The sequence below is a fragment of the Yoonia ponticola genome, assembly GCF_014199395.1.
In the GTDB taxonomy this organism is placed as follows: Bacteria; Pseudomonadota; Alphaproteobacteria; order Rhodobacterales; family Rhodobacteraceae; genus Yoonia; species Yoonia ponticola.
Map to the genome: position 1 here is coordinate 103,164 of NZ_JACIJM010000003.1, position 25,991 is coordinate 129,154.

The following is a 25,991-nucleotide window of genomic DNA, read 5'->3' on the forward strand; positions in this document are numbered from 1 at the left end:
AGACACAGATCATGACCGCACCCATCGATATCGCCATTATCGGCAGTGGCATTAACGCGCTGACGGCTGGGGCTATGCTTGCTAAATCCGGCAAGAAAGTCGCGCTGTTCGAACGCGAAGCTGTCGCGGGTGGTTGTATGCGGTCAGAAACACTGGCCGAGGGGGTCACTTACGATCCCCTCGCCACCACCTTTGTTCTATGGGTGACGGGTGCAGCGCATGGCGCATTGGCAGACGACCTTGCACGGCACGGCGTCGAATTCTGTGCGACTGACACGCCCACGGGTGTGCTGCTGCCGGACGGGCGTGCGCTGACATACACAACGGATCGCGCAGCTAATGTTGCGGCGTTTGATGCGGTTGAAGCCGGAGACGGCGCGCAGCTTGCCCGTGATCTTGATAATTTCGGAGCCGATGCAGAGTTACTTTTCGGCCTGATGGGCGGCGATCCTTGGTCGAAATCAACCACAAAACTGCTGGCGAAAGAAACGTGGAAACGCAAACCACGCGGTCTGGCCACAACGATGGGCGGCGCATTGCAATCGATGCGCGGCTGGCTTGAGACGTCGTTTGAAAATGACCTGACCCGTGCGCTTTGGGCGCCGTGGTGTCTACATGCGGGCCTCGGACCAGAGGCCGCGTTTTCGGGTCAAATGGGTCAAGTCATTGGATTTGCTCTAGAAGCCGCAAGCGCCCCGATCGTCAAAGGGGGCGCTGCCAATATGGTCCGCGCTTTGTCCGCGATTATCACGGAAAACGGTGGTGAAATTCACACGTCGTCCGAAGTGGCAGAAATCACGATCATCAACGGCGTGGCCAAAGGTCTGAAACTGTCCAACGGCAAAGAAATCGCAGCGGGCGAAGTGCTGGCCTCTGTCACGCCAAACCAACTGTACGAGACGCTCGCGCCCACACCAGCCAAGCAAGAGGACTTGCGCAAATACCGCTACGGCAAAGGTAATTTCCAACTGCACTACCATCTTGATGGTCCCGTAAACTGGAAGACCGCTGGCCTAGACGCGGTGCAACTGCTGCACATCACACCGGGTTTGGATGGCGTATCAAAGGCTGGCAACGAGGCCGAACGCGGGTTCTTGCCGGATGTGCCAACGATCTGCGTCGGCCAACCAAGTGCTGCCGATCCAAGCCGCGCACCCGAGGGCCAAAGCGTACTTTGGTTGCAGATGCCCGAAGCCCCGCGTCACGTCAAAGGCGACGCACGTGGCACATTGGACATCCCCGAAGACGGCCAATGGACTGAAGCCCTGCGCGAAGCATATGCAGACCGCGTCGAGGCCATCTTGGCCGATCATATCGACGGCTTTGCAGATCAAATCCTGACGCGCCGGGCCATATCGCCTGCCGACCTGCAGGGCTACAATATGAACCTTGTCGGCGGCGATCCTTATGGTGGCGCATGCACGATTGAGCAATTTTTCCTCTGGCGCCCGTTTGCAGACACGGTCCGCCACGCAACTGGCATCAAAAACCTCTACCACATCGGCGCATCCACACATCCGGGTCCGGGATTGTCTGGTGGCTCGGGCTATCTGACCGCAAAGGAATTGGGCGCATGAGCGTTGGTCCCGAAGAGTTAGAAGCCTTTACCCCCTACCTCATGAACCGGATCATGGCGCGGTATAACAAAGGCGTTGAATCCGAACTCAAAACCGCTGGCGTATCGGTCGCACAGATGCGTGCGCTTGTGGTCTTGGCGGATAATAGCCCCTGCTCGATTTCCGAACTTTCGGTGCTGACAGTGATCAAACAATCCACCCTGTCGCGCACATTGGACACGATGGAAAACGCAGGGCTGATCAAACGCGAAGCCCAAGACGACGACAGCCGCATCCGCATGATCAGTCTCAGCGACGCTGGCCGCGCGGCCTACGCCACAGCATGGCCCGCAATGGTGGGCATGCGCGAAACCATGCTCGCCAGCCTGTCGGATAAGGAACGCGAAACGCTTAACCAACTGTTGTTACGTATCTTTTACGACATTCGGCACCACGACTTCTAATTCCGAAAATTCAAAAATCACCCTCAGCAAGGACACTGCAATGACACAGATTTCATTCCTAGCAGCACTCTCCCTTTCCGCACTTCTACCCGTCCTTGCACAGGCAGAGCCACTGCGCGGCGTCGATGATATCGACCTGACAGCTGGGCAATCCATCACCTATTTCTCGACGCCTTGGGGCCTTCAAATGGAAGCGATCAGCTATCCCGAAGGCATGGCCTACCAGGCCACAGCACAGACCACGCTGTGGACCAATCGCGCCACGTCGCAATAACCCGCTTTAAGGAGACCACAGATGGCCGAAAGATCATTTGCGAAAGAAGTTCAGAAACTCAAACAGGGTCAAGGTGATACCTTTTCCGGCGAGGGCATCCTTGCGATCACCAAGGCGCTGTTGGAAAATGGCGTCGGGTATGTTGGCGGCTACCAAGGCTCGCCGATTTCACACCTGATGGACGTATTGGCCGACGCCGAAGAAATCTTAAGCGAGCTTGGCGTCCACTTTGAAGCGTCCGCAAGCGAAGCAACCGCGACAGCGATGCTGGCCGCCTCCGTCCACTACCCAATTCGCGGCGCTGTCACGTATAAATCCGTGGTCGGCACAAACGTGGCCTCTGACGCTTTGTCGAACCTTGCGTCTGGCGGTGTCACTGGCGGTGCATTGATCATCGTCGGCGAAGACTACGGCGAAGGCTCGTCGATCATGCAAGAGCGCACCTACGCCTTTGCGATGAAGTCTCAGGTCTGGATGCTAGACCCGCGCCCAAACCTGCCCGCGATTGTCAAAGCGGTTGGTGATGGGTTCGAGCTGTCCGAAATATCGAACACACCAGTGATGCTGCAAGTCGGCATCCGGTCTTGCCACGTCCACGGTAACTTTGAGGCCGCTGACAACAAACGCCCACCGATGACCGTGTCGGATGCGTTGGAAAAGCCAGCCCGCCAACTTGACCGCATCGTGTTGCCGCCAGCCACATACCTGCACGAAGAAGAAAAGCTGACCAAACGCCTGCCTGCTGCCAAGAAATTCATCATTGAGAAAGAGATCAACGAACGCTTTGGCAAGCCCGACGCCAAAGTTGGCCTGATCCTACAAGGCGGCACCTATAACACCGTCATTCGTGCGCTGAACCGTCTGGGACTTGCTGATCTTTACGGCGACACCGACATGGACATGCTGGTGCTGAACTGCATTTATCCGCTCGTCGACAGTCAAATCATGGACTTCTGCGAAGGCAAAGACGCGATCCTTGTCATTGAGGAAGGTCACCCGAACTACGTCGAACAGCAGATTGCCCACATGCTATACAAAGGCGGAAAATCCGTCACGCTGGAAGGCAAAGGCAAGTTGCCGATGGGCGGCGAATATACCGGACAAGTGATGGTCGACGGGATCGGCGCATTCCTGACTGAACACGCCCCGTCCCTGTTACCTGTCGCAAAAGTCGTCACCAACGAAGAACCAGTGGCGATCCCTGATCTGTCGAAAACATTGCCTGCACGGCCACCTGGTTTCTGCACAGGCTGCCCTGAACGCCCGATCTTTGCGGCCACAAAGTTGGTTGAAGAAGAATTGGGCGAACACCACATCTCGTCCGACATCGGCTGCCACTTGTTTTCGATCATGCCTCCATTTGATCTTGGGGCGACCACGATGGGCTACGGGCTTGGGCCTGCGTCTGCTGCGGCGTTCCATAACGAGAACCCCAACGGACGACGCTCGATTTCCTTCGTGGGCGATGGTGGTTTTTGGCACAACGGTCTGACAAGTTCTGTCGGCAACGCTGTGTTCAACAAATCCGACAACGTTATTGTTATCGTTGATAACTTTTATTCGGCAGCAACGGGCGGCCAAGACATTCTGTCGTCCCGCGCCACCAACAAAACCAAACAAACCCAAAGCTCTATCGTGGATGCCTGTAAAGGTATGGGCGTCAAATGGATCCGCCAGATTGATCACACCTATGACGTGACCAAGGTCCGCGATACGCTGAAAGAAGCCCTGACAACCGAAGAACGCGGTCCCAAAGTCATCGTGGCCTCGTCCGAGTGCATGTTGAATAAACAACGCCGCGTGAAACCGGAATTGGCCAAAGCCGCCAAAGACGGCAAACGGGTTGTGCGCCCACGGTTCGGCGTCGACGAAGACATCTGCACGGGCGACCACGCCTGCATGCGCCTGTCCGGTTGCCCATCATTGTCGGTGAAAGACACCGGCGACCCGTTGCGCGATGATCCGGTCGCGGCAATCGACCAGACATGTGTTGGCTGCGGAAACTGCGGCGAAGTGGCCGATGCGGCCGTTCTTTGTCCGTCATTCTTCCAAGCCGAAATCGTGTCGAACCCAAGCACGGGTGAGCGTCGTCGCGCCAAGCGTAATCAAAAAATCATCTCTTGGCTGCAAGGCCGACGAGACGCCAAGCGCGTCGCCTTTGCATAAGGAATAGCCACATGAACGTTCAGAACAAACCTATCATCGCACGTCGATCAGCTGGACCAGACGGCGAGAAAATCATCACGCTCGCAGCTCTGGCTGTGGGCGGCCAAGGCGGCGGTGTGCTGACCAATTGGATCGTGGCCGTGGCCGAAGCCAACGGTTTCCGTGCGCAATCGACGTCGGTTGCGGGCGTGGCCCAACGGACTGGTGCGACGATCTACTACGTTGAGATGTGCCGCGATACGGGCCGCGCACCGATCTTCTCGTTGTCGCCCTCCATCGGTGACGTCGATATTCTGATGGCATCGGAATTGATGGAAGGCGGACGCGCGATCATGCGCGGGTTCGTGACACCGGGCCGAACGACCTTGATCGCATCGACGCACCGCATCGCGGCCATTTCAGAAAAAACCACACCCGGTGACGGGCGCATCGACGGGGCCGAAGTGATCGCCGCTATGGGAATCGCCGCTGATAAAGTGGTGGCGTTTGACATGGAAACCGTCGCCAAAGAAGCGGGTTCGGTGATTTCATCATCCTTGCTTGGGGCGCTTGCGGGATCAGGTTCCCTGCCCTTTTCGCGCGAAAGTTTTGAAGACATTATCCGCAAGTCAGGTCGCGGCGTAGAGGCCAGCTTGCGGGCCTTTGGCGATGCCTATGAGATCGCAAAAGGCACCAAAGCAGCGCCGCTTCCCAAGGAAACGACCACGGTGGAATTGCCGACGCTGCACATTCCCGAAAAATTGAAATCCAAATGGTCCGCACTCGAAAGCCGTGTTCAGGCGTTGCCCGAGGCGGTGCAAGAGATGACCGCTTTGGGTGTCCGCAAAGTCGTGGACTACCAAGACGTTGACTACGGGGCCGACTACCTGACGATGGTCGAAAAGGTCGCAGCATTGGACACAGCCCCTTATGATCTAAGCATCGCCGCTGCCAAATATTGCTCGCGTGCGTTGTGCTATGACGACATCCTGCGCGTGGCCGATATCAAGACACGGGCGTCACGGCTTGAGCGGGTCAAAAACGAAGTCGTCGTCAAAGACGATCAGGTTTTGATGGTCACTGAATACTTCCACCCACGCTTTGAAGAGTTCGCAACGACCTTGCCGCGTCCGTTGGGCAAATGGCTGCAAAACCGCAAAAGCCTTGAGACGCTTTATTCCAAGTATTTTGACAAGGGTCGCCGTGTACGGACGGATAGTCTTGGCGGGTTCCTGACGCTTTGGGCTGTGTCGTCGCTGCGTCCTTATCGTCGCGGGCTTTTGCGGCACGCGAGCGAAATGGCCCATGTCGATGCGTGGTTTAAAACCGTGCTCGACGTGGCACAAAATGATCCCGAACTGGCTGCGGAAGTTCTGACAAATTACCGCCTGATCAAAGGGTATTCCGACACGCACGTCCGCGGCATGTCGAAATTCGCACGGGTCATGGGCGCATTGGACTTGCTGCAAGGCCGCAAAGATGCCGCCGATTGGATGCGCCGTTTGCGGGTCGCCGCACTTGATGACGTGAAAGGTGACGCTCTTGATGGCGCACTGGCCACCGTCAAAAGCTTTGCAGGGTAACACCATGACCACACCTATCATTATCATCGGATCAGGCATTAACGGACTTGTCGCGGCGGCCGATCTTGCGGCACGCGGCAAATCCGTGCGCGTGTTGGAGCAAGGACCAACACCCGGCGGAGCCGTCCGCACCGAAGACTTAACCTTGGACGGTTTCCGCCACGACGTCGCGGCGATGAACCTGTCGATGTTTGCTGGATCAGGGTTCATGGCCCGCCATGGCGCAGAGATGGCCAAACACGGGTTAGAGTTTGTTCCCATTGACCGCCCCTTCGCCCAAGCGCTAGAGCCGGGCGATCATGTCGGTGTGACGATGGACGTCGATGAAACGCTTAGCAGCTTTCACAGCGACGCGGACAAAGCGACTTGGCGTACCTTGATGGCGGCCTTTCCCGAACGCGCAGGCGTCGTTGGCGGATTGCTATCCACACCAATGCGCCGCTTGCCGCTGGCTAAATTTTTGTGGAAAACATGGCGGGAGCAAGGGACTGCCAAATGCCTTGAGATCGGGCAGTTCCTATTGAGCTCACCGCGCAATTGGCTTGATGAAACTTTTGAAGACCCGCGCCTGCGCACGGCCCTCTCAACATGGGGTATGCACCTCGATTTTGCACCAGACATCGCGGGCGGCGCGATCTTCCCCTACCTCGAAGCAATGGCCGGTCAGGCGATGGGCATGGTTATCGGCAAAGGTGGCGCTGATACTGTGACCCGCGCGCTGGTCGCTATGATTGAAGCACATGGCGGAACGGTCGAATGCAACGCCGATGTCACGCGCATCATTCACAAAGACGGCAACGTCACTGGTGTCGAAGTCAACGAGAAAATCATCGACGCGTCCTTGGTTTTGGCAGGACTTGCACCGAAACACCTAACCCGTTTGACAGGCCCCACAGCGCAGCCGCGTTTTGACAAGGGCATGGAAAACTTCAAACACGCACCGGGCACGATGATGATCCATCTTGCTCTCGACAAACAGGTGCCTTGGATCGCAACCGCGCTCGAAAAATTCGCCTACGTGCATATCAGCTCAACCATCGACACGGCAGCAAAGACGTATGCGCAGGCTGTTGCAGGGCTTTTGCCCGAAACGCCGTTGTTGGTTGTCGGCCAGCCAACCGTGTTTGACCCTTCTCGTGCGCCAGATGGTCAGCACACGCTTTGGGTGCAGGTCCGCGTGGTTCCTGCCGACATCAAAGGCGATGCAAAAGGCGAAATCAGAGCCCTTGATTGGGGCGATGCCAAAGTGGCCATGGCGGAACGCGCCCTCAATATCATTGAGCAGCAAGCCCCCGGTTTCAAGGACACCATTCTCGCCAAACACGTCGTGTCGCCGCTGGACCTAGAGGCGGGAAATCCGAATCTTGTGGGTGGCGACCAGATTTGTGGCTCGCATCATCTAACCCAGAACTTCTTGTTCCGGCCATTGCGCGGGTTCGCGGATGGGCACACGCCGATAAAAGGGCTGCACATGATTGGTGCCGCTTGTTGGCCAGGTGCTGGAACGGGTGCAGCATCCGGATTCTTTGCTGCACAAAACATCAAATGACAAAAATGCCCAACTAAATGCGTTCTCATAGCTATTTTTGCTTTAGTTATGAAATTTTATACTTAAACTAAAAATCACAAACAGAGCCCACAATCGGGCCATTAGATCACCAACGGGAGTATCACGTATGACCAAGACCACTGACTTCACACGACGCGGGTTTCTGGGAACCTCTGCCGCCGTCACCGCATTTTTTGCGAGCGGTGTGCCGCTATCGGCACAAAGTGCGGGCGACCTGACCATCGCCTACAACGTCCCCGTGCAAAGCTGGGACCCGACAACCGGACCAGCGGCCGTAAACCCTGCCCTGCAGTCCGTTTACCTCGCCGTTTTTGACCGCTACGTCGGTCAAGCACCTGACTTGTCATTCACACCTAGCCTGCTGACCGAATGGGGCTTTAACGACGACAAAACCAAGATTTCGCTGACCGTCCGCGAAGGCGTCAAATGGCACAATGGCGACGATTTCACACCAGAAGACGTGGTTTGGTCGTTAGAGCGTGCAAGCAACCCTGACACCGGCAATCCGATGCAGTTCGTCTGGTCCAAAATCGGCAACTTTACGATTGATGGCAACGTCATCACGGGCGACGTTCTGGAATTTGAACCCGCTTTGTTCAAATGGATGGCGTTCCTGACGGGTCACATTTTGCCTAAGAAATACTACGAAGAAGTCGGTTCCGAAGGGTTCGAAAAAGCCCCAATCGGCACAGGCCCGTATATGGTCGATGCGTTCGAGCAAGGTGCGTATGTCCGCCTGAAAGCCTTCCCCGACTACTGGGGTGACGCGCCAGCCTTTGAAACCGTCACAATCAAATTCGTATCGGATTCCGCATCACGGGTCGCCGAAATCGAGTCTGGCAACTCTGACGTCACATCCAACATTCCTTATGAAGAATATGACCGCTTGATCGCCAAAGACGGCCTATCAGGTCAGGCTGTGCCCGTCACAGACATCGGTATGATTTTCCTTAACGATATCGACGTCATGTTGGACAAAAACGTCCGCCTTGCAGCACATCACGCCATCGACAAAAAGCTGATCATTGATCGGTTGTTGCGCGGATACGGCGTGCCATTGGCCACGCTCGAAGCACCGGGATACGCGGCTTACGACGACAGCATCACGTTCGAATATGATCCTGAAAAAGCGGTCGAGCTGTTGGCAGCGTCCGGCTTCTCTGTCGAGAACCCAGTGACGTTCAAAATCCAGACAACACGCGGTTTCAAGCCTAAAGACTATGAGATGATCCAAGCGATTGTTGGTCTGTGGCGCAAAGTCGGAATCGAAGCCGAAATCGAAGTCTACGAGATCGCAAAGCACTACGAATTGCGCGCGGCAGATACGCTTGCACCCGCCGCATTCTACAACTGGGGCAACTCGATTGGTGATCCATCCACATCAACCGGATTTGCAATGTTTGGACCATCGCCGCATGCGGTTTGGGACAGTGCTGATTTGATGGACAAAATCGGACCCCTCTTTGTGGAAGCGGATGAAAACGCACGCATCCAAGGCTACAAAGACGTGTCGCGCTACATCGCAGAAGAAGGCTACGTCATCCCGCTTTTGCAATACGTAATGCCGATTGTTTACAATTCCTCACTTGATCTCACGCCATACACATCTGGCGACTTGCTGCCCCAGGCGATCTCGAAAGCCTGATCTGCACGCAGTTAACCTTCGGACCGCTTGGGTGCGGTCCGAAGCCCTATTTGAATGAGAAATCAATGCTCCTCAAAAACGTCTTAGTGCGTCTTATCACGACTGCGATCACGCTTTTCGGTGTGGCTGTTGTTGTGTTCGTCCTTGTGCGTGTGGCCCCCGGCAATCCGATTGCGATGATGCTGCCCCCCGGTGCCACCCCCGAAGATATCGCCAATCTGTCAGCACTCTATGGCTTTGACAAAAGTATCTTTGAGCAATTCGTGATCTGGCTCGGCGGTGTGCTGCGCGGCGATTTTGGGACGTCAATCACGCTGCGCCAACCCGTCGCTGAATTGGTCCTTGGCCGCCTACCCGCCACGCTAGAGCTGTCCACGATGGCGCTGTTCATCGCCTTGGGCCTTGGCGGGACCGTGGCTGTCATCGGCGCACGTAAACGCGATACGGCCACCGAAGTCGGCTTGGACTTAACCAGCGGCGCTGTGCTGTCGATACCCGATTTTCTATGGGGTTTGATATTCGTGCTGCTATTCGGCGTCCTCTGGCCAATCCTGTCGATTTCGGGCCGCATAGATCCACGCATCGAATTTGATTTCACCACCAACTTTTACATTTTCGAAGGGCTGATCCGTGGTCGCTTTGACGTCGTGATGTCCACCCTTTCACATATGTTAATGCCTGCCATGTCACTGGCCCTGCCGCTAGCAGCAATGATCGCGCAACTGCTGAAACAGAACCTGAAAGAAGTGTTGAACCAAGACTACACCACCCTTGCCCGTGTGCGTGGTTTCTCGGAAACCAGCGTGATCTTACGCGAGGCCTTGCGCAATGCAGCCTTGCCCACATTGGCTCTGGTCGGCGTGCAGTTCACGTTCCTGATCGGTGGCACCGTGATCGTCGAGCGCCTTTTTGCCTTCGAAGGCTTGGGCAATATGGCCATCGACGCGGTGATCAATCGCGACCTGCCGCTGATCCAAGGGATCGTGCTGCTGTTCGCCGCACTGTTCACCGTGATCAACTTGCTTGTTGATCTGTCCTACACACTTTTGAACCCGAGGTTGCGCCATGGTTGATGCGACAATGCCCCTTCGCCGCCGACGGTTTCGCGTACGAAACCTGCGGTTCTGGATACCGTTAACGTGGATTATGATGCTGGTGCTTGCGGCACTTTGTGCGCCTCTGATCGCACCGCATGATCCACTGGCCCAAGATCTGTTTCTCGAACGCCTGCCCCCGTTTTTCATGGATGGCGCAGAGCCGGGCTATTGGCTTGGCACCGACAGCTTGGGTCGCGATGTGCTGTCTCGGATGATTTACGGCGCACGTATCGCCCTGTTCGTCAGCGTGATTGCTGCCGTGAGCACGGGCATCTTCGGCTCGACCCTCGGCTTGCTGGCTGGCTACTATGGTGGCTGGTGGGATCGCGTGATTTCACGGCTTGTCGATATCTGGATGGCTTTTCCGCCCGTTCTATTCGCCGTGCTTTTGGTCGCCGTGATGGGCACAGGATTGACGTCGGTGATTGCGGCGATTGCCCTGATCGACTGGACCCGCTTCGCCCGCGTGATCCGCGCCGAAACGATGGTTCAGGCGCATATGGACTACGTCGACAGCGCCCGCATCGGCGGTGCACGGCGTTTCACGACGCTTGTTAGCGAAATCCTGCCCAACGTCATGCCGTCGATCATCGCGCTATTGATGCTGGAAATGGGGATCGCCGTGATCGTCGAGGCAATCCTGAGCTTTGTGAACCTGTCGATCTCGTCCGACGATCCGACATGGGGATCCATGATCGCCGAAGGACGCGGCGCCATTCATTTCGCATGGTGGGTGCTTTTGTTCCCGCTGATCACATTGTTCCTCACCGTCCTTAGCTTTTCGACGCTTGGCGAGGGCATTAAGAAGAAATTTGATCCGGTGCTCAGCTCATGACAACACAACCCCATGAAAACACGCTGGAAATCCGGCAACTGAACGCGACGCTGCCTAACGGGATGCGACTGCTGCGCGATGTGTCGTTAACCTTGGAGCCGGGTGAAGTCCGCGCCCTTGTCGGCGAAAGTGGTGCGGGAAAATCGATGATTGGTAGGGCCGTTTTGGGCATTCTGCCAAGTGCGGTTGTCCATAGCAGCGGTGACATCCTACTCGAAGGTCAGTCGTTGAACGCGATGCGCCCCAAGACGCGCCGCAGCATCGTCGCCAAGATGTCGGCGCTAATCCCGCAAGACCCGCTGACGGCGCTGAATCCCGTCCGTAAAATCGGGCCACAAATCACCGATCCATTGGTTCGCATCCATCGTTGGAGCCGCGACCGTGCGTTAAAACGGGCGCTGGAATTGCTGGAACGGGTTCATATCCGCAATCCTGAACGGGTGATGAACAGCTACCCGCACGAATTATCCGGTGGGATGCGGCAACGTATTTTGATCGCGGCGGCATTTGCGCCCTCGCCCCGCTTGATCGTCGCGGACGAGCCGACAACTGCACTTGATGTGACGGTGCAAAAACAAATCCTAAAGCTCATCCGCGAGCTGCAACGCGAAACCGGCACGGCCGTTTTGTTCGTCACACACGACATGGGTGTGGTGGCCAAGATTAGCCAGAAGGTCACCGTTCTGTTTGCGGGACGCGTTCTAGAAGATGCGCCCACAGAGGCGATTTTCAACGACGCGGCGCATCTTTATACGCGCGGATTGATCGCAGCAACGCCAACGCCAAATGCCACAGCAGAGCCGTTTCGTCCCGTGCCACAAGACCTGATCGCGCAGCTTCAGCGTGACACACAGGCAGAGGACGTGCGATTTTACCAAGGGGGCCGCAAATGACCTATTCACCGAAGCCTCCCAAACCGCCCCTGTTTTCGGTGCGCAATCTGCGTCTGTCGTTTCCCGATCACGCGCATAAACCGCTATTCGGTGCGGCACCGCGTATCGAAGTGTTGAAGGGTCTTGATCTCGACATTCCCGAAGGGCGCATCACCGGTATTGTTGGCGAAAGCGGCTCGGGTAAATCCACCTTTGGCCGCGTATTGGTGCGGCTGCTTGAACCTGACGCTGGTGAAGTGCTTTTTGACGGTCAAGACATCAGCACCATGGACGAAAATGCGCTGCGCCCTTTGCGTCGCAATCTGCAAATGATCTTTCAAGACCCGATGTCGTCGCTCAACCCACGTCACAAAGTCTGGCGCATCATCGCCCAGCCGATGAAACGCTACAAATGCGGCGGCACCCGTAAAGATGCGGAGAACGCATTGGAAAAGGTTGGCTTGCCTGCTGATTTTGCCGACCGTTATCCGCACGAATTGTCAGGTGGCCAGCGCCAGCGCGTCGGCATCGCCCGCGCGATTGCGCTGCAACCACGATTTATTCTGGCGGATGAAATCGTGTCTGGCCTTGATGTGTCCAGCCAAGCGCAGGTGCTGTCACTGCTGCAAAACCTCGCGCGGGAAATGGGTCTGACGATTGCCTTTATCAGCCACGATCTGTCGGTGATCCGGCATTTGTGCGACGAAGTTATCGTCCTCAATCACGGTGAAATCGTCGATTGCGGCCCCGTCGAAGAGGTGTTCAGCAACCCTCAATCCGACATTACGAAATCATTGCTCTCGGCCATTCCGCGCCCTGAGATTGATGAAAGCTGGTTTGACTAGCTTTACGACACGACCACTCACCACTCACGAAAAAAGCGAGCCTTGCAGTTAGCAAGGCTCGCTTTACTTTTTGCGATCCGCGAGGATTAACGCAGTATGTCTGCCAGCGCCGCCAAGGTGCGTTTCACACCATCAACGGTCGTAATCGGACCCGGTGACATGCGCAGCGTTTGGCCACGGCAATCCATGTAAATCTGCTGCTCGCGCAATTTCTGCACAACCTCTGCAGCCACGATATGGTCCGGCAGCGACAGCATCAGGCTACCACCACGGCGATCAACCTCGCGTGGTGTGGCAAGCGTCAGACCAAGGGCTTCGAGCCCTTCAAGCAACATCGCACAAAGGTTTTGGTTATGCGCAATAAAGGCGTTCGTGTCCTGCTTCATCCGCCATTCAAGAGCCGGAAGGCTGGCAATTGCGGACAGCGTGGACGGTGTGCCGTTGTCAAAGCGCCGCGCATCAGGTGCAAACGCAAACTTGTCCAGATCCCACGAGAACGGGTTGTCTTGTGAAAACCACCCGCGCAGGTCCGGCTCGCAAATCGGCATCAGTTTTTCGGCCACGTAAAGGATACCCGCGCCCGGTGTGCCGCAGAGCCATTTCAGGCTTGTCGAGATCACAAAATCGACCTCTGGCGCGCTGACGTCATACGGCAAAAGCCCCGCGCCTTGCGTGATATCAACACCGATCAAGCTGCCCATTTTGCGGCCATGTTCCACAAGACGTGGCAGGTCGCTGCGGTGCGAGGTGGTCGAGCTGATCCATGTCAAAAGCGCCAGTGCAACATCTTCGTCCCATTCCGCGATCATGTCGTCTTCTTCGATCCAATGCGCACCTTGGCGCAACGGCACGGTTTGCAAGGTAAAGCCGTAGCGGTCCGCCAAACCTGTCAGCAGGAAATGGATCGATGGGAAACCATCCTCGGCGACAAGGACTTTTTTACCGACAAGCATCTCGCGTGGCAGCGATCCAATCAGTGTCATCATCGCGGATGTGACGTTCTCGGCGGTGGTAAGCGTGCCTTTGGGTGCGCAAATCAACTCGGCCCAAAGGTCGATGAATTTTTGTCGTTTCGTTAAGATATCGTTCCACTGCCCGTCGTTATTCGCAGACCAGCTTGTTGCGAAGGACGTGAGCTCTTTCGCCAAATCCGCTTCTTTATCAGGATAATGGCCGATGGAATGGTATAGTAGATAGGCGTCGCCACCGTTAAGTGCGGACATATTCTTTCTCCGTAAAACTAGATGTAGAGGGGGCGCTGGACCTTAGCGGTAGCCGCGCCTGTAATGCTGTTCGAGCCAACTGGTGAACCGCACCATCGGCCAAAGGATCGCGATATAGATCAACGCGGCCAGCAGCAGCGGTGTCGGGTTCGCGAACAACGCTTGCGCGTCGGTTGCTTGCTTTAACAAATCACCCATGGTCACTACGGACGCGAGCGACGTGTCCTTCATGATCGCCACGCAATAAGACGCGAGCGGCGGGATCATCATCCGCAAGGCTTGCGGCAAAATCACTTTGCGCATCATCGTAAAGAACGACAGCCCAAGAGCTTCAGAGGCTTCGAATTGGCCTTTTGGCACGGCTTCGATCCCTGCCCGCACAACTTCGGCGGTATAAGCCGCGAGCACCAGCGAGAGTGCAATTGTTGCGGCGAGGAATGGTGGGAACACGATCCCAGCAAACGGCAGCGCGTAATAAACGAGGATCAGCACGACCAATACCGGAATGGCCCGCATGATATCAACGAAAAGGATCGCGAGCAGCTGAAAAGGTCTTGGCGCATAAAGCCGAACAAGACACACCAGCACCCCTAGAATACCGCCACACACAGAGGCCGCACCGCCCAGAAGCAAGGTGTTTACAAGACCGCGCATCAAGATCGGAAAAGCCCGCTTCATGACATCGAGGTTGAAGAAAATTTCAAAGATTTCCATTGACTGCACGAATGCCTTTCCTGCTATCTTCGGTGGTTTTGAGGTGGTGTGGGGCCGATTGACACGTGACTAAACGCATCGCCCCCACACCGTTTTGGATCAGTTAGCCGATGTCGGGATCGGAAGTGGTGTCACGGTCAGGCTGTCAGCCGCAGGTGCAACGCCGAACCATTTTTCGTAGATCGTAGCCATCGTGCCGTCCGTTTTCATCTCGGTCAGCGCATCGTTGAACGCTTCGAGTTTTTCGGAATCTTTCGGCATCATGATCGCAAAACGGTCGCCGGTTGCGACTTCGAGAGCGACTTCAAGGTTGCTCAGCTGTGGCTGTGTGAAGGCGTAGCGCAGGCTGACGATGTCGTTTACAGCGACGTCAATGCGGCCATTGCGCAGGTCTGTCAGCATGTTGGCGGTGCTGTCATAGCTGCCGTAGGACGCGTAACCGATTTCGTCTTCGCGCTCTTTCAGCCAACCTTCTGGGAAGGATGTCGCGATTGAGCCAACTTTGAGGCCGGCCAGATCGACAAGGCTGTCGATCTCGGATCCTTCTTTGGTGCCAAAGCCTAGCGCGCCTGAGAAGTAAGGCTGTGTGAACGATTGTGCTTCAAGACGTTCATCGGTGATGGTCAGCGACGAGACAACAGCGTCCACACGGCGCGATGCGGTTGCAACGAAAAGTGCGCGGAAATCGAGACCGCTGATTTCGAGGTCTGCATCAAGGCGGGACGCGATTTCGGTGATGATGTCGATTTCAAAACCTTCAAACTCGCCCGCTTCGTTTTTGAATTCCCAAGGCGGGTTTGCGGGGTAAGAGCCGATTTTCAATGTCTCTTGCGCGCTCGCGCTCAAGCCAGAGAAAACAGTCATGATTGCAGCGGTAAAGCCGATGAGGTGGCGTGTTTTAAATGTCATGGGTCGTTCCCTGTTGATGGGTTGGCGGCGCGATTTGAGGTTTTGCGCTCTCCATGATGATACGCACGTTGCGTATACGATTTCAAACATTTTATTTAAGGTTAAAGCTTTTTACTGGATATTTTTGCAGAAACGATTAATCTAACAGCATAAACAGTATACGAATTTAAGGTCATTCATGTCCAATCAGCCGAAACGCCACATCAAAGACGTCATATATGATGAATACTTGGGCCGCATTCAGCGCGGAGAGTTGACGCATGAAGACCGACTCGTCGACACAACTGTCGCTTCCGAATTCAACGTCTCTAGGATGCCCGTGCGCGACGCTTTTATGCGGCTCGCCCATGAAGGGTATCTTGCCAGTTCTACGCGCGGCTTCACCCTGCCCGAACTGACGCACCGCCAGATCCTAGAGATTTTCGAATTGCGCAGATTGCTGGAACCTCGCGCGGCGGCGCTTGCGGCTTATGCATTGACGGATGAAAACCTTGCAAGCTTGGAACACGCCGTTGATCTGTCGGAAAGCACCATCGCGTCCGGTGACATTGCACTATTGTTTAATGCCTCGGAAATGATCCGCCGCACGTGGCTGTCTGCCGTTCCCAACATCGAACTTCGCGACACCATCTTGCGATATATGGCGCAAATTCAAGCAGTTCGCATGGCGACCCTGCATGACACCGCCTCGCAACGCACGCTTGTCAGCCTTCACCGTCAAATGCTGACCGTGTTCAGCAGCCGCAAAGGCGTTGACGTCGAATTGCTAATCCTGCGCTTCGTGCTTGCTGGCGAAGAAAGCTACCTACGCGCCCACAGCACACGCGCCGAAACCGCCCCTTAACCTCTCCTTAAAGGCCCCGCCCATGACCAAACAAACGACAAATATCATCAGCGACGACGCGGCGATCCGCATCACGAACCTTAACAAATGGTACGGCGACTTTCACGTCCTGAAAGACGTCAACCTGACCGTTAAACAAGGTGAACGGATCGTGATCGCAGGCCCATCAGGGTCAGGCAAATCAACGCTGATCCGCTGCATTAACCGTCTTGAGGTTCACCAAAAGGGCGAGATTTTCGTGGACGGGATCGAGCTTACGTCGGATGTGAAGAATATCAGCAAAATCAGGTCAGAAGTTGGCATGTGCTTTCAAAGCTTCAACCTTTTTCCGCATCTGACCATTCTTGAGAACTGCACGCTCGCGCCAATGTCAGTTCGCGGCCTATCACAAACTGAAGCCGAAGAGATCGCCATGCACTTCCTTGAAAAGGTGCGGATCAGCGATCAGGCGATGAAACATCCCGGACAGCTATCGGGCGGCCAACAACAGCGCGTCGCGATTGCGCGGGCTTTGTGTATGAAACCCCGCGCGATGCTGTTTGATGAACCGACATCCGCGCTTGATCCAGAAACGATCAAGGAAGTCCTCGACACGATGATCACGCTCGCCGAAGACGGCATGACGATGGTTTGCGTCACACACGAAATGGGCTTTGCCCGCCAAGTGGCTGACCGCGTGATCTTTATGGACAAGGGCACGATTGTTGAAGAAAACACGCCAGACGAGTTCTTTGACAACCCGCAACACGAGCGGACACAACTATTCCTGAGCCAGATTTTCGGACACTAGGATTTAAAGCAAATGCGGCGGGCATTCTAGCTAGCCGCATTTAGCCCCCACCTCGCATACCGCCCCCTATCGTAAAGTTCGGAATGTCAGGCCAGCCACCGCATCGCGGCCACACATTATATTCTCCGCCAAAACGCCTGCGCCATCTGCTAAGTGTTTCCGATATGAATATTGTTAATCTCAAAAATATGTGAAAATAAAAACCGATTGAGGTCTGGGGGAGGTATCGATGCAGGCTATAGCGACGATAGTGCTTATTATCAGCACTTTGAATACGGTGATCGGGCGCGTTATGTCCTGGATTGCCCTTGGCATCGTGATTGCCTGCTTTACCGTTGTGGTGCAGCGCTATCTTTTCGGTGTCAGTTATTTGTGGCTGCGCGATCTGTATATCTGGTTGAACGGCGCGATGTTTACCGGTGTTGCAGGCTACGCACTCGCACGCGGCGATCATGTCCGCGTTGATATTTTCTACCGCCCCGCGAGCATTCGCCGCAAAGCGATGATTGATCTGTTCGGCGTGGTGGTGTTCCTCGTCCCGTTTATGGTGATCGTCGCGCTTTACTCTTGGCCATTCGTCACGCGGTCGTGGTCCTACTGGGAAGGATCATCAAACGTCGGCGGCATGCCGGGCCTCTATGTCTTGAAATCCTTTATCATCGTGTTTGCCGTGCTGGTCCTGTTGCAAGGGGTCGCAATGGCCCTGCGCGCCGTATTGGTATTGGCCGATCGCGAACATCTGCTGCCCGAACACCTGCGCTATCCGGCGAATGTTGATGTCGCTGTACACACCGCTTCCCCTAACAAAACCGATCACGAAGGAACGCTGTGATGGATCCTGTTCTGCTTGGTGAGCTGCTCGCCAGTCTCATGTTCTTTGGCATCATCGGATTCCTGATGCTGGGCTTTCCGGTGGCATTCTCGCTTGCCGGTGTATCGCTATTGTTTGGTCTCTTGGGTTGGTCGCTTGGTGTTTTTGATCCGTCGAACTTTGGGAGTTTGCCCAACCGTTACATCGGATTTATGTCGAACGAAGTGCTGGTGGCCGTGCCGCTGTTCATCTTTATGGGCGTGATGCTGGAAAAATCCGGCATCGCTGAACAACTGCTGCTGACGATGTCCAAACTGTTCGGCAATCTGCGCGGCGGACTTGGCCTGTCGGTGGTTCTGGTGGGCGCGATGCTTGCCGCGTCAACGGGCGTGGTTGGTGCTACGGTTGTGACGATGGGTCTGATTTCACTGCCTGCGATGCTACGCGCAGGCTATGATCCCAAACTTGCCACAGGCGTGATCTGCGCATCCGGCACATTGGGCCAGATCATTCCGCCATCGACTGTTCTGATCTTCATGGGCGACATGTTGTCCGGCATTAACGCGCAAGTGCAGATGGAAAAGGGTAACTTTGCCCCCGTTCCGGTGTCTGTCGGCGATCTGTTTGCGGGCGCATTGCTGCCCGGCGTGCTGCTTGTCAGCCTTTATGCTGGTTACGTTATCTTCAAAGCGATCACCGATCCGGCAAGCTGTCCTGCGACGCCAGTGCCACCCGAAGAACGCAGCGGCCTGCTGCGCGAAGTCATCGTAGCCTTGATCCCGCCGCTGTTGCTGATCCTTGCCGTTCTCGGGTCTATCCTCGGCGGTATCGCCACCCCGACAGAGGCCGCATCCGTGGGCGCTGTTGGTGCGATGCTTCTCGCGTTTTTGCGGTGGCGCATGTCTTTTGCGATCCTGACCCAAACGGTGGTGGCGACGGCGACGATCACGTCGATGGTGTTCATCATCTTGTTCGGCGCGAGCGTGTTCTCGATCGTGTTCCGTCTGATGGGCGGCGACAATTTGGTGCATTCCGTACTGACTGGCCTGCCCGGTGGTGCGATGACGGCGATGATCGTGGTTATGATTATCATGTTCGTGCTCGGGTTCATCCTCGACACGTTTGAGATCATCTTCATCGTGATCCCGATCACAGCACCTGTTCTGCTGGCGCTGGATATCGACCCGATCTGGCTTGGTGTGATGGTTGGTGTGAACCTGCAGACGTCGTTCCTGACGCCACCTTTCGGGTTCGCGCTGTTCTATCTGCGCGGCGTCGCCCCAGACAGCCTGCCGACAAGTGCCATCTATCGCGGCATCATTCCGTTTGTGATCTTGCAGCTGATCGCGATCTCGTTGCTGTTCGCGTTCCCGCAGATTGTTCTGTGGTTGCCACGGGGATAAACGTTGCATCCTAAGCGACAAACAAAAAAGGGGCGGCCAATTCATTGGCCGCCCCTTTCGACATCCAGAGACTGGATTAGATGGTAAAGTACTTGCGACGTGCTTCAACAAACGCACCATCAGTGCCTTCAGTACGTACACGCATGATGTTGAGCGCTTCGATAAAGCTCTCGGCGGTACGCTGTGTCAGTGTATCGCTCGACTCGCGCAGGCCAGTCAGAACTTCTTTCGCAGCTTCAGCACCTGCCTGAATGATTTCTTCAGGGAACTGACGCACGTTTACGCCGTGATCTTCGACCAGCGTTTTCAAAGCGCGTGGATCGTTGGCCGCAAAGTCGGACGCAACCTGATCGTATTCCGCCTGAGAAATATCGCGGATCAATGCCTGAAGGTCTTCTGGCAGCGCCTGATACTTGGCTTTGTCCACAACCAGCTCCGTTGCCAGACCCGGCTCAACGAAAGATGGGAAGTAGTAGTTTTTAGCAACCTGATGGAAACCAAGTGCGAGGTCGTTGTATGGCCCCACAAATTCCGCAGCATCAAGCGTACCTGATTGCAGCGCTTGGAAAATCTCGCCAGCCGCCATGTTCGTTACACTTGCGCCAAGCTTCTCCCAAACTTGACCACCCAGACCAGGTGTACGGAAGCGCAAGCCCTGCACGTCATCCACACCCGTCAGCTCGTTGCGGAACCAACCGCCAGCTTGTGTGCCCGTATCACCGGACAAGAAACCCTGCACGCCGAACTGGTCATAGATTTCGTCCCACAGCTGTTGGCCGCCCATGTGGCGCACCCAACCTGTCAATTCACGTGATGTCATGCCGAATGGCACACCCGTGAAGAACGACAGCGCTGTGGATTTGTTCTGCCAATAATATGCAGCACCGTGGCTCATTTCAGCAGAGCCGTCGATCACAGCGTCAAGCGACTGCAATGGCGGAACGAGTTCACCAGCAGAGTAGACTTGAATAGTCAGGCGACCGCCTGATGCTGCCGTGATCCGGTCGGCCAGACGTTGTGCGCCAACACCCAGACCCGGGAAATTCTTTGGCCATGTGGTCACCATGCGCCATGTAATGTTGCCCTGTGCCACGGCTGGCGCGGCAAGTGCGGCAATCCCTGTGCCTGCCAATGCTGATCGAGTAATAAATTTACGTCTGTCCATGTGTCGCCTCCTCGCGATTTATCTGTCTGTAGGTATAATTTACCTCCCAGAATAGAGCCCACAACAAACCCGCAAAGCATTCAAAAGTCCAGACAGTTTGGCGGTGTTTAGCGGCCTAAATGGGCGATTTTGATACAGGCCAAAACACGCACTTGCGAACTGGTTTCAGACGCGCGCAATCGACATACGTTTTGGGCGCGAGCACGCCTTTTTCGCGCCGTTCAATCGGCAGGTACGAACGTAAATCGCGAGCCTATTCTTAGCTAAACCCGTTCAAATGTCGCTTTCAGCCAGAATGACCGCACCAATACCCTTATCCAGAATGTCGCCCAAAATGGCAGCGACGGTCTCGCGCCACTCTGCATGCTCAACCAAGGATCTTGGTACAAATTGAAGGTGTTCATGCAAAGCCGCCGAGATACGTTCACCATCGCGTGGCACATCAGCCAGCACGGTCTTGATTTCAGCCTCACGCGGATCACGTAAATCGTAAGATTTGCCCGCCTCATCCACACCAAGTGCATACCGCATCCAAGCGGCAGTGGCCAAAGCAAACGGACGCAAGCTTTGTCCCGCAGCTATCGCATCCATCGCTGGGGCGAAAATCCGTTGCGGCAGTTTTTGCGTACCGTCCATTGCGATCTGATAGGTCTCATGGGCAATCGCAGGGTTCCGGAACCGCGCTTCTAGATCATGCGCATAGGTTTCAAAATCAATCATCGGTAACGGCTCTAGCGTCTGTGCCGCCGCTTGCAAATGACGCTGCACCACCTTGGCAAGCGCCGCGTTCGCCATGACGTCCCGCACATAGCGATGCCCCGACAGGAACCCCGCATAGGCCAACATCGAATGCGCACCGTTGAGCATCCGCAGTTTCATCCGCTCGAACTTATCGACATCATCCACAAAGATAGCGCCGCCATGTTCCCACGCAGGACGCCCTTGCGGGAAATTGTCTTCGATCACCCATTGGGTGAACGGCTCGGTTTCAATGGCGCACAGGTCGCTGCATCCCGTCAACTTTTGCGCGTCCAACAGCGTCGCATCGCTTGCCGCGGGTGTAATGCGGTCCACCATGCTTGACGGAAATGCGACGTTTCCGTCGATCCAGTCAGCGAGGCCAGCATCATAAAGACGCGCGAAGCCGACGATGCCACCTTTCAGAAATTTCCCGTTGTCGGGCAAATTATCGCAGCACAAAACGGTGAACGGATCGCAGCCCCGCGCCCGCCGTTCAGACAGCGCCACAGTCAGCAGCCCAAGCACGCCGCTGGGCGCGTCAAGATTGGCCAAATCTGCGGCAATCACTGGATTATCAGTATCCGGACCGCCCGTCGCACGATCAATCCCGTAGCCTTTTTCAGTGACGGTCAACGTGACAATCCGCGTCTCTGGCGCACAAAGGACTGCGAGCGTCGCCGCCGGATCAGCCGCAATCGCCTTTGCGATAGACCCGATCACGCGGCCTGTCACACCTGCCTCGTCGCGTTCTAGCAGCGTGTAAAGACAGTTCTGTTCCTCTAGCGCATCAACCACCGTGCGGCTGCGCAGACCGACACCCGTGATGCGCCAATCGCCACCGTCGGCTGCCAACGCGGCGTCGGTCATTGCCGCCTGATGGGCGCGGTGAAATGCGCCTAACCCCAAGTGGACAATCCCGCATCCATGCGCGGCAGGATCATACGCAGGTGGTACAGCAGCACCAGAAATGTCGTCCAAATGCGCAAGTCGTTTCATACTCATAGCCCGCCCCTTACATCAGTATGCGTTAACGCCGTAATGATCCCGCGCAATTCCGCCAAGCCCTTGAGCCGCCCAATCGCGGGATAGCCCGGTTGTGCTTTGCGGCCCAGATCATCAAGAATATCTTGCCCGTGATCTGGCCGGAACGGAATAGACGCATCACCCCGCCCGTCAGCGCGACGCTTGGCTTCTTGTTTCAGCACGGCAGCGATCAACGTCACCATATCGGTATCACCTTCCAAATGTCCGGCCTCATAAAAACTGGTCTGCACGGCATCGCTTTCGCGCTTCACGTTACGCAAATGCAGGAAATGCACGCGGTCGCCCAAGCGCTCCATCATTCCCGTCAGATCATTCTCAGGCCGCGCACCCAGCGAGCCAGAGCACAGCGTCACACCGTTCGCCATCACATCCACAGCATTCAACACGTGGGTATAGTCCGCCTCGGTTGACATAATCCTCGGCAAGCCGAGCAACGTCGTCGGTGGATCGTCGGGATGGCAGCACAACCGCATGCCAAGTGACTGGGCGACGGGGGCAACTTCGGATAGGAAATCAACGAGATTGGCGCGCAAGCCGTCTTCGCTTAGGTGGGCATATGCGGCTAGATGATAACGCAGATCATCGAGCGAAAAATTCTCGGCAGCACCGGGTAGACCAAAGACGACATTGCGCACCAGACCTTCGATCTGGCTTGCGTCCATCTTTGCAAAAACGTCTTTCGCAGTGGCCACAACATCATCAGGATAGTCATCCGCGGCACCGTCGCGGCCAAGGATATGAATATCAAAAGCCGCAAAAACGGGCAGTTCAAACCGCATACAGGTCGCCCCGTTTGGCAGCGCATAGGCCAGATCCGTGCGGGTCCAATCCAAGACTGGCATGAAATTATAACAGACGACTTCGATACCTGCCGCATGAAGGTTATGCAGTGATTGCTTCCACGCCGCGAGGTGTTCGCGCCAGTTGCCGGTCTGCCGTTTGATGTCTTCCGAGACTGGCAGGCTTTCAACAACATCCCACGCCAGACCAGACGGTCCACCCGCAGATGTCGTTGCAATTTCACGCTGACGCTGCGCGATTTCTGCGGGCGACCACGCAGTTCCGGTGGGTATGTGATGCAGCGCAGAGACGACGCCTTGGACGCCAGCTTGCAACATAGAATCAATGGAAACGAGGTCCTTGGGACCAAACCAACGCCAAGTTTGCTTCATCTGCATCCCCTTTTCAGACTGTGACTGCGCGTCAAAACTTGCTGCATGACTACCATACAAGTTTGCTGTTGACTAGTATGGTGCATATCTTGCACGATTACCTGGGGGGATAAAATGAACCAAAGCTTGACGACCAAACCCACTGCGATTGATCCAACCCGCGCCGTGAGCCCGCAGCTGTTCACCTGCCTGCGCGACCGTATTGTGCGCAGTGAACTTGAGCCGGGCACCCGCCTGTCCGAAGTGGACGTGGCTACATTTTACAACACCAGCCGCCAGCCCGTGCGCGAAGCATTCATCAAGCTTTCCGAAGCAGGACTGATCGACATTCGCCCCCAGCGCGGCAGCTTTGTCAGCCGTATTGATATGGACTCGGTTCTGGCGGCGCAGTTTGTACGTGAAGCCGTCGAAGCCGATATCGCGCGGGTCGCCGCAGATTGCGTGACGGACGACATGCTGGCCGATTTGGACGCCAATCTGATCTTGCAACGCGACTGCGCCGACGGCGACGCACCCGCGTTCATGGCGCTGGACGAAGCGTTTCACCTGATGATTGCGGTCATCGCGGGACAAGGCGCGGGCTGGGCTTTCTTGGACGGGTTGCGCACACAAATGGACCGCGTCAGGCATCTGACCGCCAGTCAATTCCCGCTCGAAATCCTGGTCGAACAACACACACAGATCGTCGACGCGATCAGAGCCCGCGATGCTGATGCGGCCGAGCAGAAGATGCGCCAACACCTGCGCCGCGTGCTGAATGACATTCCCACTGTCGCCGCCGCTAAACCAGACTTTTTTATTGCGAAGGACACGTAATGGACGCCGGAATTTTACATCCAGACAGACTTTTTCCAGCCGATCCTGCGACACGGACTCTCGCACGGGACCTGTACAAATCAGTCGAAACCCTGCCCATCGTGTCGCCGCATGGACACACCGATCCGCGTTGGTGGGGCGAGAACCCCGCGTTCAGCGATCCAGCCGCTTTGTTTGTGACACCAGACCATTATGTGACACGGATGATGATCAGTCAGGGCGTCAGCTTTGAGGCGCTTGGCATTGGCGCAGATCGCGAAAAAGATCCGCGTAAAATTTGGCAGACATTCGCAGATCACTACTACCTGTTTGCAGGCACGCCCTCTCGCATTTGGGTAGACGACGCATTAGCCCGCTTGTTTGGTGTCACTCAGCGGCTTGGCCCTGACACCGCCAACGACATCTACGACGCAATAGCAGAGCGTTTGCCCAACCCCGACAACAGCCCACGTGCGCTTTATGACCGCTTTGGAATCGAAGTGATCGCGACGACAGACAGCGCGCTGGACGATCTGGCATGGCACGCAGCCGCGCGAGATAGCGACTGGACCGGACGCGTGGTGCCGACCTACCGCCCCGATGCCGTCATTGATCCAGACACACCGAATTTCGCGCAGAACTTGGAACGGTTGACCGAAGTGTCCGGTTGCGACACATCCACATACGCGGGCTACCTTGATGCCCACCGCGCACGTCGCGCCGCCTTTATCGCGATGGGGGCCACGGCAACCGATCACGGCCACCCGACGCCACTGACCGCCGACCTACCGCAATCGGATGCGAACGCGCTGTATAACCGTGTGCGGATTGGCAAGATGGTGGCAGGCGACGCCGAATTGTTCCGTGCGCAGATGTTGACTGAAATGGCACGAATGTCGCTCGACGACGGGCTTGTCATGCAGCTTCATGCGGGTTCGATGCGCAACCATGCGGCGCAGGTCCGCCAAGACTACGGCCCTGATCGCGGCTTCGACATTCCAATTCCCGTCAGCTTTCCTGTGGCCCTACAACCGCTGCTGAATGCGGTGGGCATGGATCCACGTTTGACGCTGATATTGTTCACCTTGGACGAGACAACTTACGCCCGCGAACTTGCCCCGCTGGCAGGTGTCTGGCCGTGTTTGCGGCTGGGGCCGCCTTGGTGGTTCCACGACAGCTTTGAGGGCATGCGCAGGTTCCGTGAGACGGCGATGGAGACGGCAGGCATCTATAATACGGTCGGGTTCAACGACGACACCCGCGCCTTGTGCTCCATCCCCGCACGCCATGATGTGGCGCGGCGAGTGGATAGCGGCTGGCTTGCCGAGATGATCGTCACACACCGCCTAGACGAAAACGAAGCCTTTGATATCGCAAAACTTTTGGCACACGATCTTGCGATCAAGGCCTACCGCTTATGAGGGATTAACGACTTCGTTCGGCGCAAGTTGAACGTCAATTCTGATGCAGGGGGTTCCGTGCTCAGAGAAAACC

General features: G+C 56.0%; 23 protein-coding genes. 17 read left to right on the forward strand and 6 right to left on the reverse strand.

Features of this window, described 5'->3' with window-relative positions; translation table 11 throughout:
* Positions 1–11: 11 nt before the first annotated feature.
* The 11 genes from FHS72_RS05565 to FHS72_RS05615 all read left to right on the forward strand — a co-directional run bounded on the left by FHS72_RS05565 (position 12) and on the right by FHS72_RS05615 (position 12,886).
* Positions 12–1,577, forward strand: a complete 1,566-nt coding sequence (locus FHS72_RS05565) for a phytoene desaturase family protein (protein ID WP_183526848.1) — start codon at positions 12–14, stop codon at positions 1,575–1,577.
* Positions 1,574–2,020, forward strand: coding sequence for a MarR family winged helix-turn-helix transcriptional regulator (locus FHS72_RS05570; protein WP_183526850.1), 447 nt, complete (start codon positions 1,574–1,576; stop codon positions 2,018–2,020). Before FHS72_RS05565 ends, FHS72_RS05570 begins: the two co-directional genes overlap by 4 nt.
* A gap of 40 nt (positions 2,021–2,060) precedes the next feature.
* Positions 2,061–2,294 carry a hypothetical protein gene (locus FHS72_RS18395; protein WP_221235354.1) on the forward strand — a complete coding sequence of 78 codons (234 nt, stop codon included), beginning with the start codon at positions 2,061–2,063 and terminating at the stop codon, positions 2,292–2,294.
* Between the two features lie 21 nt (positions 2,295–2,315).
* Positions 2,316–4,460, forward strand: coding sequence for a thiamine pyrophosphate-dependent enzyme (locus FHS72_RS05580; protein WP_183526853.1), 2,145 nt, complete (start codon positions 2,316–2,318; stop codon positions 4,458–4,460).
* An 11-nt stretch (positions 4,461–4,471) separates the two neighbouring features.
* Positions 4,472–6,022 carry an indolepyruvate oxidoreductase subunit beta family protein gene (locus tag FHS72_RS05585; protein ID WP_183526856.1) on the forward strand — a complete coding sequence of 517 codons (1,551 nt, stop codon included), beginning with the start codon at positions 4,472–4,474 and terminating at the stop codon, positions 6,020–6,022.
* Between the two features lie 4 nt (positions 6,023–6,026).
* On the forward strand, positions 6,027–7,571 hold the full coding sequence (locus FHS72_RS05590; RefSeq protein ID WP_183526859.1) for a phytoene desaturase family protein: 1,545 nt from the start codon (positions 6,027–6,029) through the stop codon (positions 7,569–7,571).
* A gap of 127 nt (positions 7,572–7,698) precedes the next feature.
* Positions 7,699–9,237, forward strand: coding sequence for an ABC transporter substrate-binding protein (locus FHS72_RS05595; protein WP_183526862.1), 1,539 nt, complete (start codon positions 7,699–7,701; stop codon positions 9,235–9,237).
* A gap of 65 nt (positions 9,238–9,302) precedes the next feature.
* Positions 9,303–10,310 (forward strand): ABC transporter permease, encoded by a 1,008-nt coding sequence (locus FHS72_RS05600; protein ID WP_183526865.1) that lies wholly within the window; start codon positions 9,303–9,305, stop codon positions 10,308–10,310.
* Complete coding sequence (locus FHS72_RS05605; RefSeq protein WP_246414514.1) at positions 10,303–11,169, forward strand: ABC transporter permease; 867 nt, start codon at positions 10,303–10,305, stop codon at positions 11,167–11,169. The genes FHS72_RS05600 and FHS72_RS05605 overlap by 8 nt, the downstream gene beginning before the upstream one ends.
* Positions 11,166–12,062, forward strand: coding sequence for an ABC transporter ATP-binding protein (locus tag FHS72_RS05610; RefSeq protein WP_183526868.1), 897 nt, complete (start codon positions 11,166–11,168; stop codon positions 12,060–12,062). The genes FHS72_RS05605 and FHS72_RS05610 overlap by 4 nt, the downstream gene beginning before the upstream one ends.
* Complete coding sequence (locus FHS72_RS05615; protein ID WP_183526871.1) at positions 12,059–12,886, forward strand: ABC transporter ATP-binding protein; 828 nt, start codon at positions 12,059–12,061, stop codon at positions 12,884–12,886. The genes FHS72_RS05610 and FHS72_RS05615 overlap by 4 nt, the downstream gene beginning before the upstream one ends.
* Positions 12,887–12,972: 86 nt before the next feature.
* Here FHS72_RS05615 and FHS72_RS05620 read toward each other — a convergent pair whose 3' ends face one another.
* The 3 genes from FHS72_RS05620 to FHS72_RS05630 all read right to left on the reverse strand — a co-directional run bounded on the left by FHS72_RS05620 (position 12,973) and on the right by FHS72_RS05630 (position 15,732).
* Entirely contained in the window at positions 12,973–14,109 is a 1,137-nt protein-coding gene (locus tag FHS72_RS05620) for an aminotransferase class V-fold PLP-dependent enzyme (RefSeq protein ID WP_183526874.1), read from the reverse strand.
* Positions 14,110–14,151: 42 nt separating this feature from the next.
* Positions 14,152–14,823, reverse strand: a complete 672-nt coding sequence (locus FHS72_RS05625; protein ID WP_183526900.1) for an amino acid ABC transporter permease — start codon at positions 14,821–14,823, stop codon at positions 14,152–14,154.
* A 99-nt stretch (positions 14,824–14,922) separates the two neighbouring features.
* Entirely contained in the window at positions 14,923–15,732 is an 810-nt protein-coding gene (locus FHS72_RS05630) for an ABC transporter substrate-binding protein (RefSeq protein WP_183526903.1), read from the reverse strand.
* A 178-nt stretch (positions 15,733–15,910) separates the two neighbouring features.
* Between FHS72_RS05630 and FHS72_RS05635 the strand changes: the two genes are divergently transcribed.
* The 4 genes from FHS72_RS05635 (at position 15,911) to FHS72_RS05650 (ending at position 19,580) form a co-directional block, all read left to right on the forward strand.
* Positions 15,911–16,576 (forward strand): GntR family transcriptional regulator, encoded by a 666-nt coding sequence (locus FHS72_RS05635; protein WP_183526905.1) that lies wholly within the window; start codon positions 15,911–15,913, stop codon positions 16,574–16,576.
* Between the two features lie 22 nt (positions 16,577–16,598).
* Positions 16,599–17,366 (forward strand): amino acid ABC transporter ATP-binding protein, encoded by a 768-nt coding sequence (locus FHS72_RS05640; RefSeq protein ID WP_183526908.1) that lies wholly within the window; start codon positions 16,599–16,601, stop codon positions 17,364–17,366.
* A 229-nt stretch (positions 17,367–17,595) separates the two neighbouring features.
* The gene (locus FHS72_RS05645) at positions 17,596–18,198 is read left to right on the forward strand and encodes a TRAP transporter small permease subunit (RefSeq protein ID WP_183526912.1); all 603 of its coding nucleotides are present in this window, start codon (positions 17,596–17,598) and stop codon (positions 18,196–18,198) included.
* The gene (locus FHS72_RS05650; RefSeq protein ID WP_183526915.1) at positions 18,198–19,580 is read left to right on the forward strand and encodes a TRAP transporter large permease; all 1,383 of its coding nucleotides are present in this window, start codon (positions 18,198–18,200) and stop codon (positions 19,578–19,580) included. Before FHS72_RS05645 ends, FHS72_RS05650 begins: the two co-directional genes overlap by 1 nt.
* 76 nt (positions 19,581–19,656) lie before the next feature.
* Here the strand turns inward: FHS72_RS05650 and FHS72_RS05655 are convergent, their stop codons facing one another.
* The 3 genes from FHS72_RS05655 to uxuA all read right to left on the reverse strand — a co-directional run bounded on the left by FHS72_RS05655 (position 19,657) and on the right by uxuA (position 23,702).
* Positions 19,657–20,745 carry a TRAP transporter substrate-binding protein gene (locus FHS72_RS05655; RefSeq protein WP_183526918.1) on the reverse strand — a complete coding sequence of 363 codons (1,089 nt, stop codon included), beginning with the start codon at positions 20,743–20,745 and terminating at the stop codon, positions 19,657–19,659.
* Between the two features lie 273 nt (positions 20,746–21,018).
* Positions 21,019–22,488, reverse strand: coding sequence for a mannitol dehydrogenase family protein (locus FHS72_RS05660; RefSeq protein ID WP_246414516.1), 1,470 nt, complete (start codon positions 22,486–22,488; stop codon positions 21,019–21,021).
* A complete protein-coding gene (gene uxuA, locus FHS72_RS05665) occupies positions 22,485–23,702 on the reverse strand; it encodes a mannonate dehydratase (protein ID WP_183526921.1) in 1,218 nt (405 codons plus the stop codon). The genes FHS72_RS05660 and uxuA overlap by 4 nt, the downstream gene beginning before the upstream one ends.
* 114 nt (positions 23,703–23,816) lie before the next feature.
* Here uxuA and FHS72_RS05670 point away from each other — a divergent pair, with 114 nt between their 5' ends.
* Together FHS72_RS05670 and uxaC are read left to right on the forward strand one after the other, a co-directional pair.
* The gene (locus FHS72_RS05670; RefSeq protein WP_183526924.1) at positions 23,817–24,518 is read left to right on the forward strand and encodes a GntR family transcriptional regulator; all 702 of its coding nucleotides are present in this window, start codon (positions 23,817–23,819) and stop codon (positions 24,516–24,518) included.
* Positions 24,518–25,918 carry a glucuronate isomerase gene (gene uxaC, locus FHS72_RS05675; protein WP_183526927.1) on the forward strand — a complete coding sequence of 467 codons (1,401 nt, stop codon included), beginning with the start codon at positions 24,518–24,520 and terminating at the stop codon, positions 25,916–25,918. Before FHS72_RS05670 ends, uxaC begins: the two co-directional genes overlap by 1 nt.
* Positions 25,919–25,991: the final 73 nt, after the last annotated feature.

What these genes read in the sequence shown, in the direction of transcription:
- FHS72_RS05565 (WP_183526848.1), top strand. Translation starts at nt 12, where the DNA reads ATGACCGCACCCATCGATATCGCCATTATCGGCAGTGGCATTAACGCG.
- FHS72_RS05570 (WP_183526850.1), top strand. Translation starts at nt 1,574, where the DNA reads ATGAGCGTTGGTCCCGAAGAGTTAGAAGCCTTTACCCCCTACCTCATG.
- FHS72_RS18395 (WP_221235354.1), top strand. Translation starts at nt 2,061, where the DNA reads ATGACACAGATTTCATTCCTAGCAGCACTCTCCCTTTCCGCACTTCTA.
- FHS72_RS05580 (WP_183526853.1), top strand. Translation starts at nt 2,316, where the DNA reads ATGGCCGAAAGATCATTTGCGAAAGAAGTTCAGAAACTCAAACAGGGT.
- FHS72_RS05585 (WP_183526856.1), top strand. Translation starts at nt 4,472, where the DNA reads ATGAACGTTCAGAACAAACCTATCATCGCACGTCGATCAGCTGGACCA.
- FHS72_RS05590 (WP_183526859.1), top strand. Translation starts at nt 6,027, where the DNA reads ATGACCACACCTATCATTATCATCGGATCAGGCATTAACGGACTTGTC.
- FHS72_RS05595 (WP_183526862.1), top strand. Translation starts at nt 7,699, where the DNA reads ATGACCAAGACCACTGACTTCACACGACGCGGGTTTCTGGGAACCTCT.
- FHS72_RS05600 (WP_183526865.1), top strand. Translation starts at nt 9,303, where the DNA reads ATGCTCCTCAAAAACGTCTTAGTGCGTCTTATCACGACTGCGATCACG.
- FHS72_RS05605 (WP_246414514.1), top strand. Translation starts at nt 10,303, where the DNA reads ATGGTTGATGCGACAATGCCCCTTCGCCGCCGACGGTTTCGCGTACGA.
- FHS72_RS05610 (WP_183526868.1), top strand. Translation starts at nt 11,166, where the DNA reads ATGACAACACAACCCCATGAAAACACGCTGGAAATCCGGCAACTGAAC.
- FHS72_RS05615 (WP_183526871.1), top strand. Translation starts at nt 12,059, where the DNA reads ATGACCTATTCACCGAAGCCTCCCAAACCGCCCCTGTTTTCGGTGCGC.
- FHS72_RS05620 (WP_183526874.1), bottom strand. Translation starts at nt 14,109, where the DNA reads ATGTCCGCACTTAACGGTGGCGACGCCTATCTACTATACCATTCCATC.
- FHS72_RS05625 (WP_183526900.1), bottom strand. Translation starts at nt 14,823, where the DNA reads ATGGAAATCTTTGAAATTTTCTTCAACCTCGATGTCATGAAGCGGGCT.
- FHS72_RS05630 (WP_183526903.1), bottom strand. Translation starts at nt 15,732, where the DNA reads ATGACATTTAAAACACGCCACCTCATCGGCTTTACCGCTGCAATCATG.
- FHS72_RS05635 (WP_183526905.1), top strand. Translation starts at nt 15,911, where the DNA reads ATGTCCAATCAGCCGAAACGCCACATCAAAGACGTCATATATGATGAA.
- FHS72_RS05640 (WP_183526908.1), top strand. Translation starts at nt 16,599, where the DNA reads ATGACCAAACAAACGACAAATATCATCAGCGACGACGCGGCGATCCGC.
- FHS72_RS05645 (WP_183526912.1), top strand. Translation starts at nt 17,596, where the DNA reads ATGCAGGCTATAGCGACGATAGTGCTTATTATCAGCACTTTGAATACG.
- FHS72_RS05650 (WP_183526915.1), top strand. Translation starts at nt 18,198, where the DNA reads ATGGATCCTGTTCTGCTTGGTGAGCTGCTCGCCAGTCTCATGTTCTTT.
- FHS72_RS05655 (WP_183526918.1), bottom strand. Translation starts at nt 20,745, where the DNA reads ATGGACAGACGTAAATTTATTACTCGATCAGCATTGGCAGGCACAGGG.
- FHS72_RS05660 (WP_246414516.1), bottom strand. Translation starts at nt 22,488, where the DNA reads ATGAGTATGAAACGACTTGCGCATTTGGACGACATTTCTGGTGCTGCT.
- uxuA (WP_183526921.1), bottom strand. Translation starts at nt 23,702, where the DNA reads ATGAAGCAAACTTGGCGTTGGTTTGGTCCCAAGGACCTCGTTTCCATT.
- FHS72_RS05670 (WP_183526924.1), top strand. Translation starts at nt 23,817, where the DNA reads ATGAACCAAAGCTTGACGACCAAACCCACTGCGATTGATCCAACCCGC.
- uxaC (WP_183526927.1), top strand. Translation starts at nt 24,518, where the DNA reads ATGGACGCCGGAATTTTACATCCAGACAGACTTTTTCCAGCCGATCCT.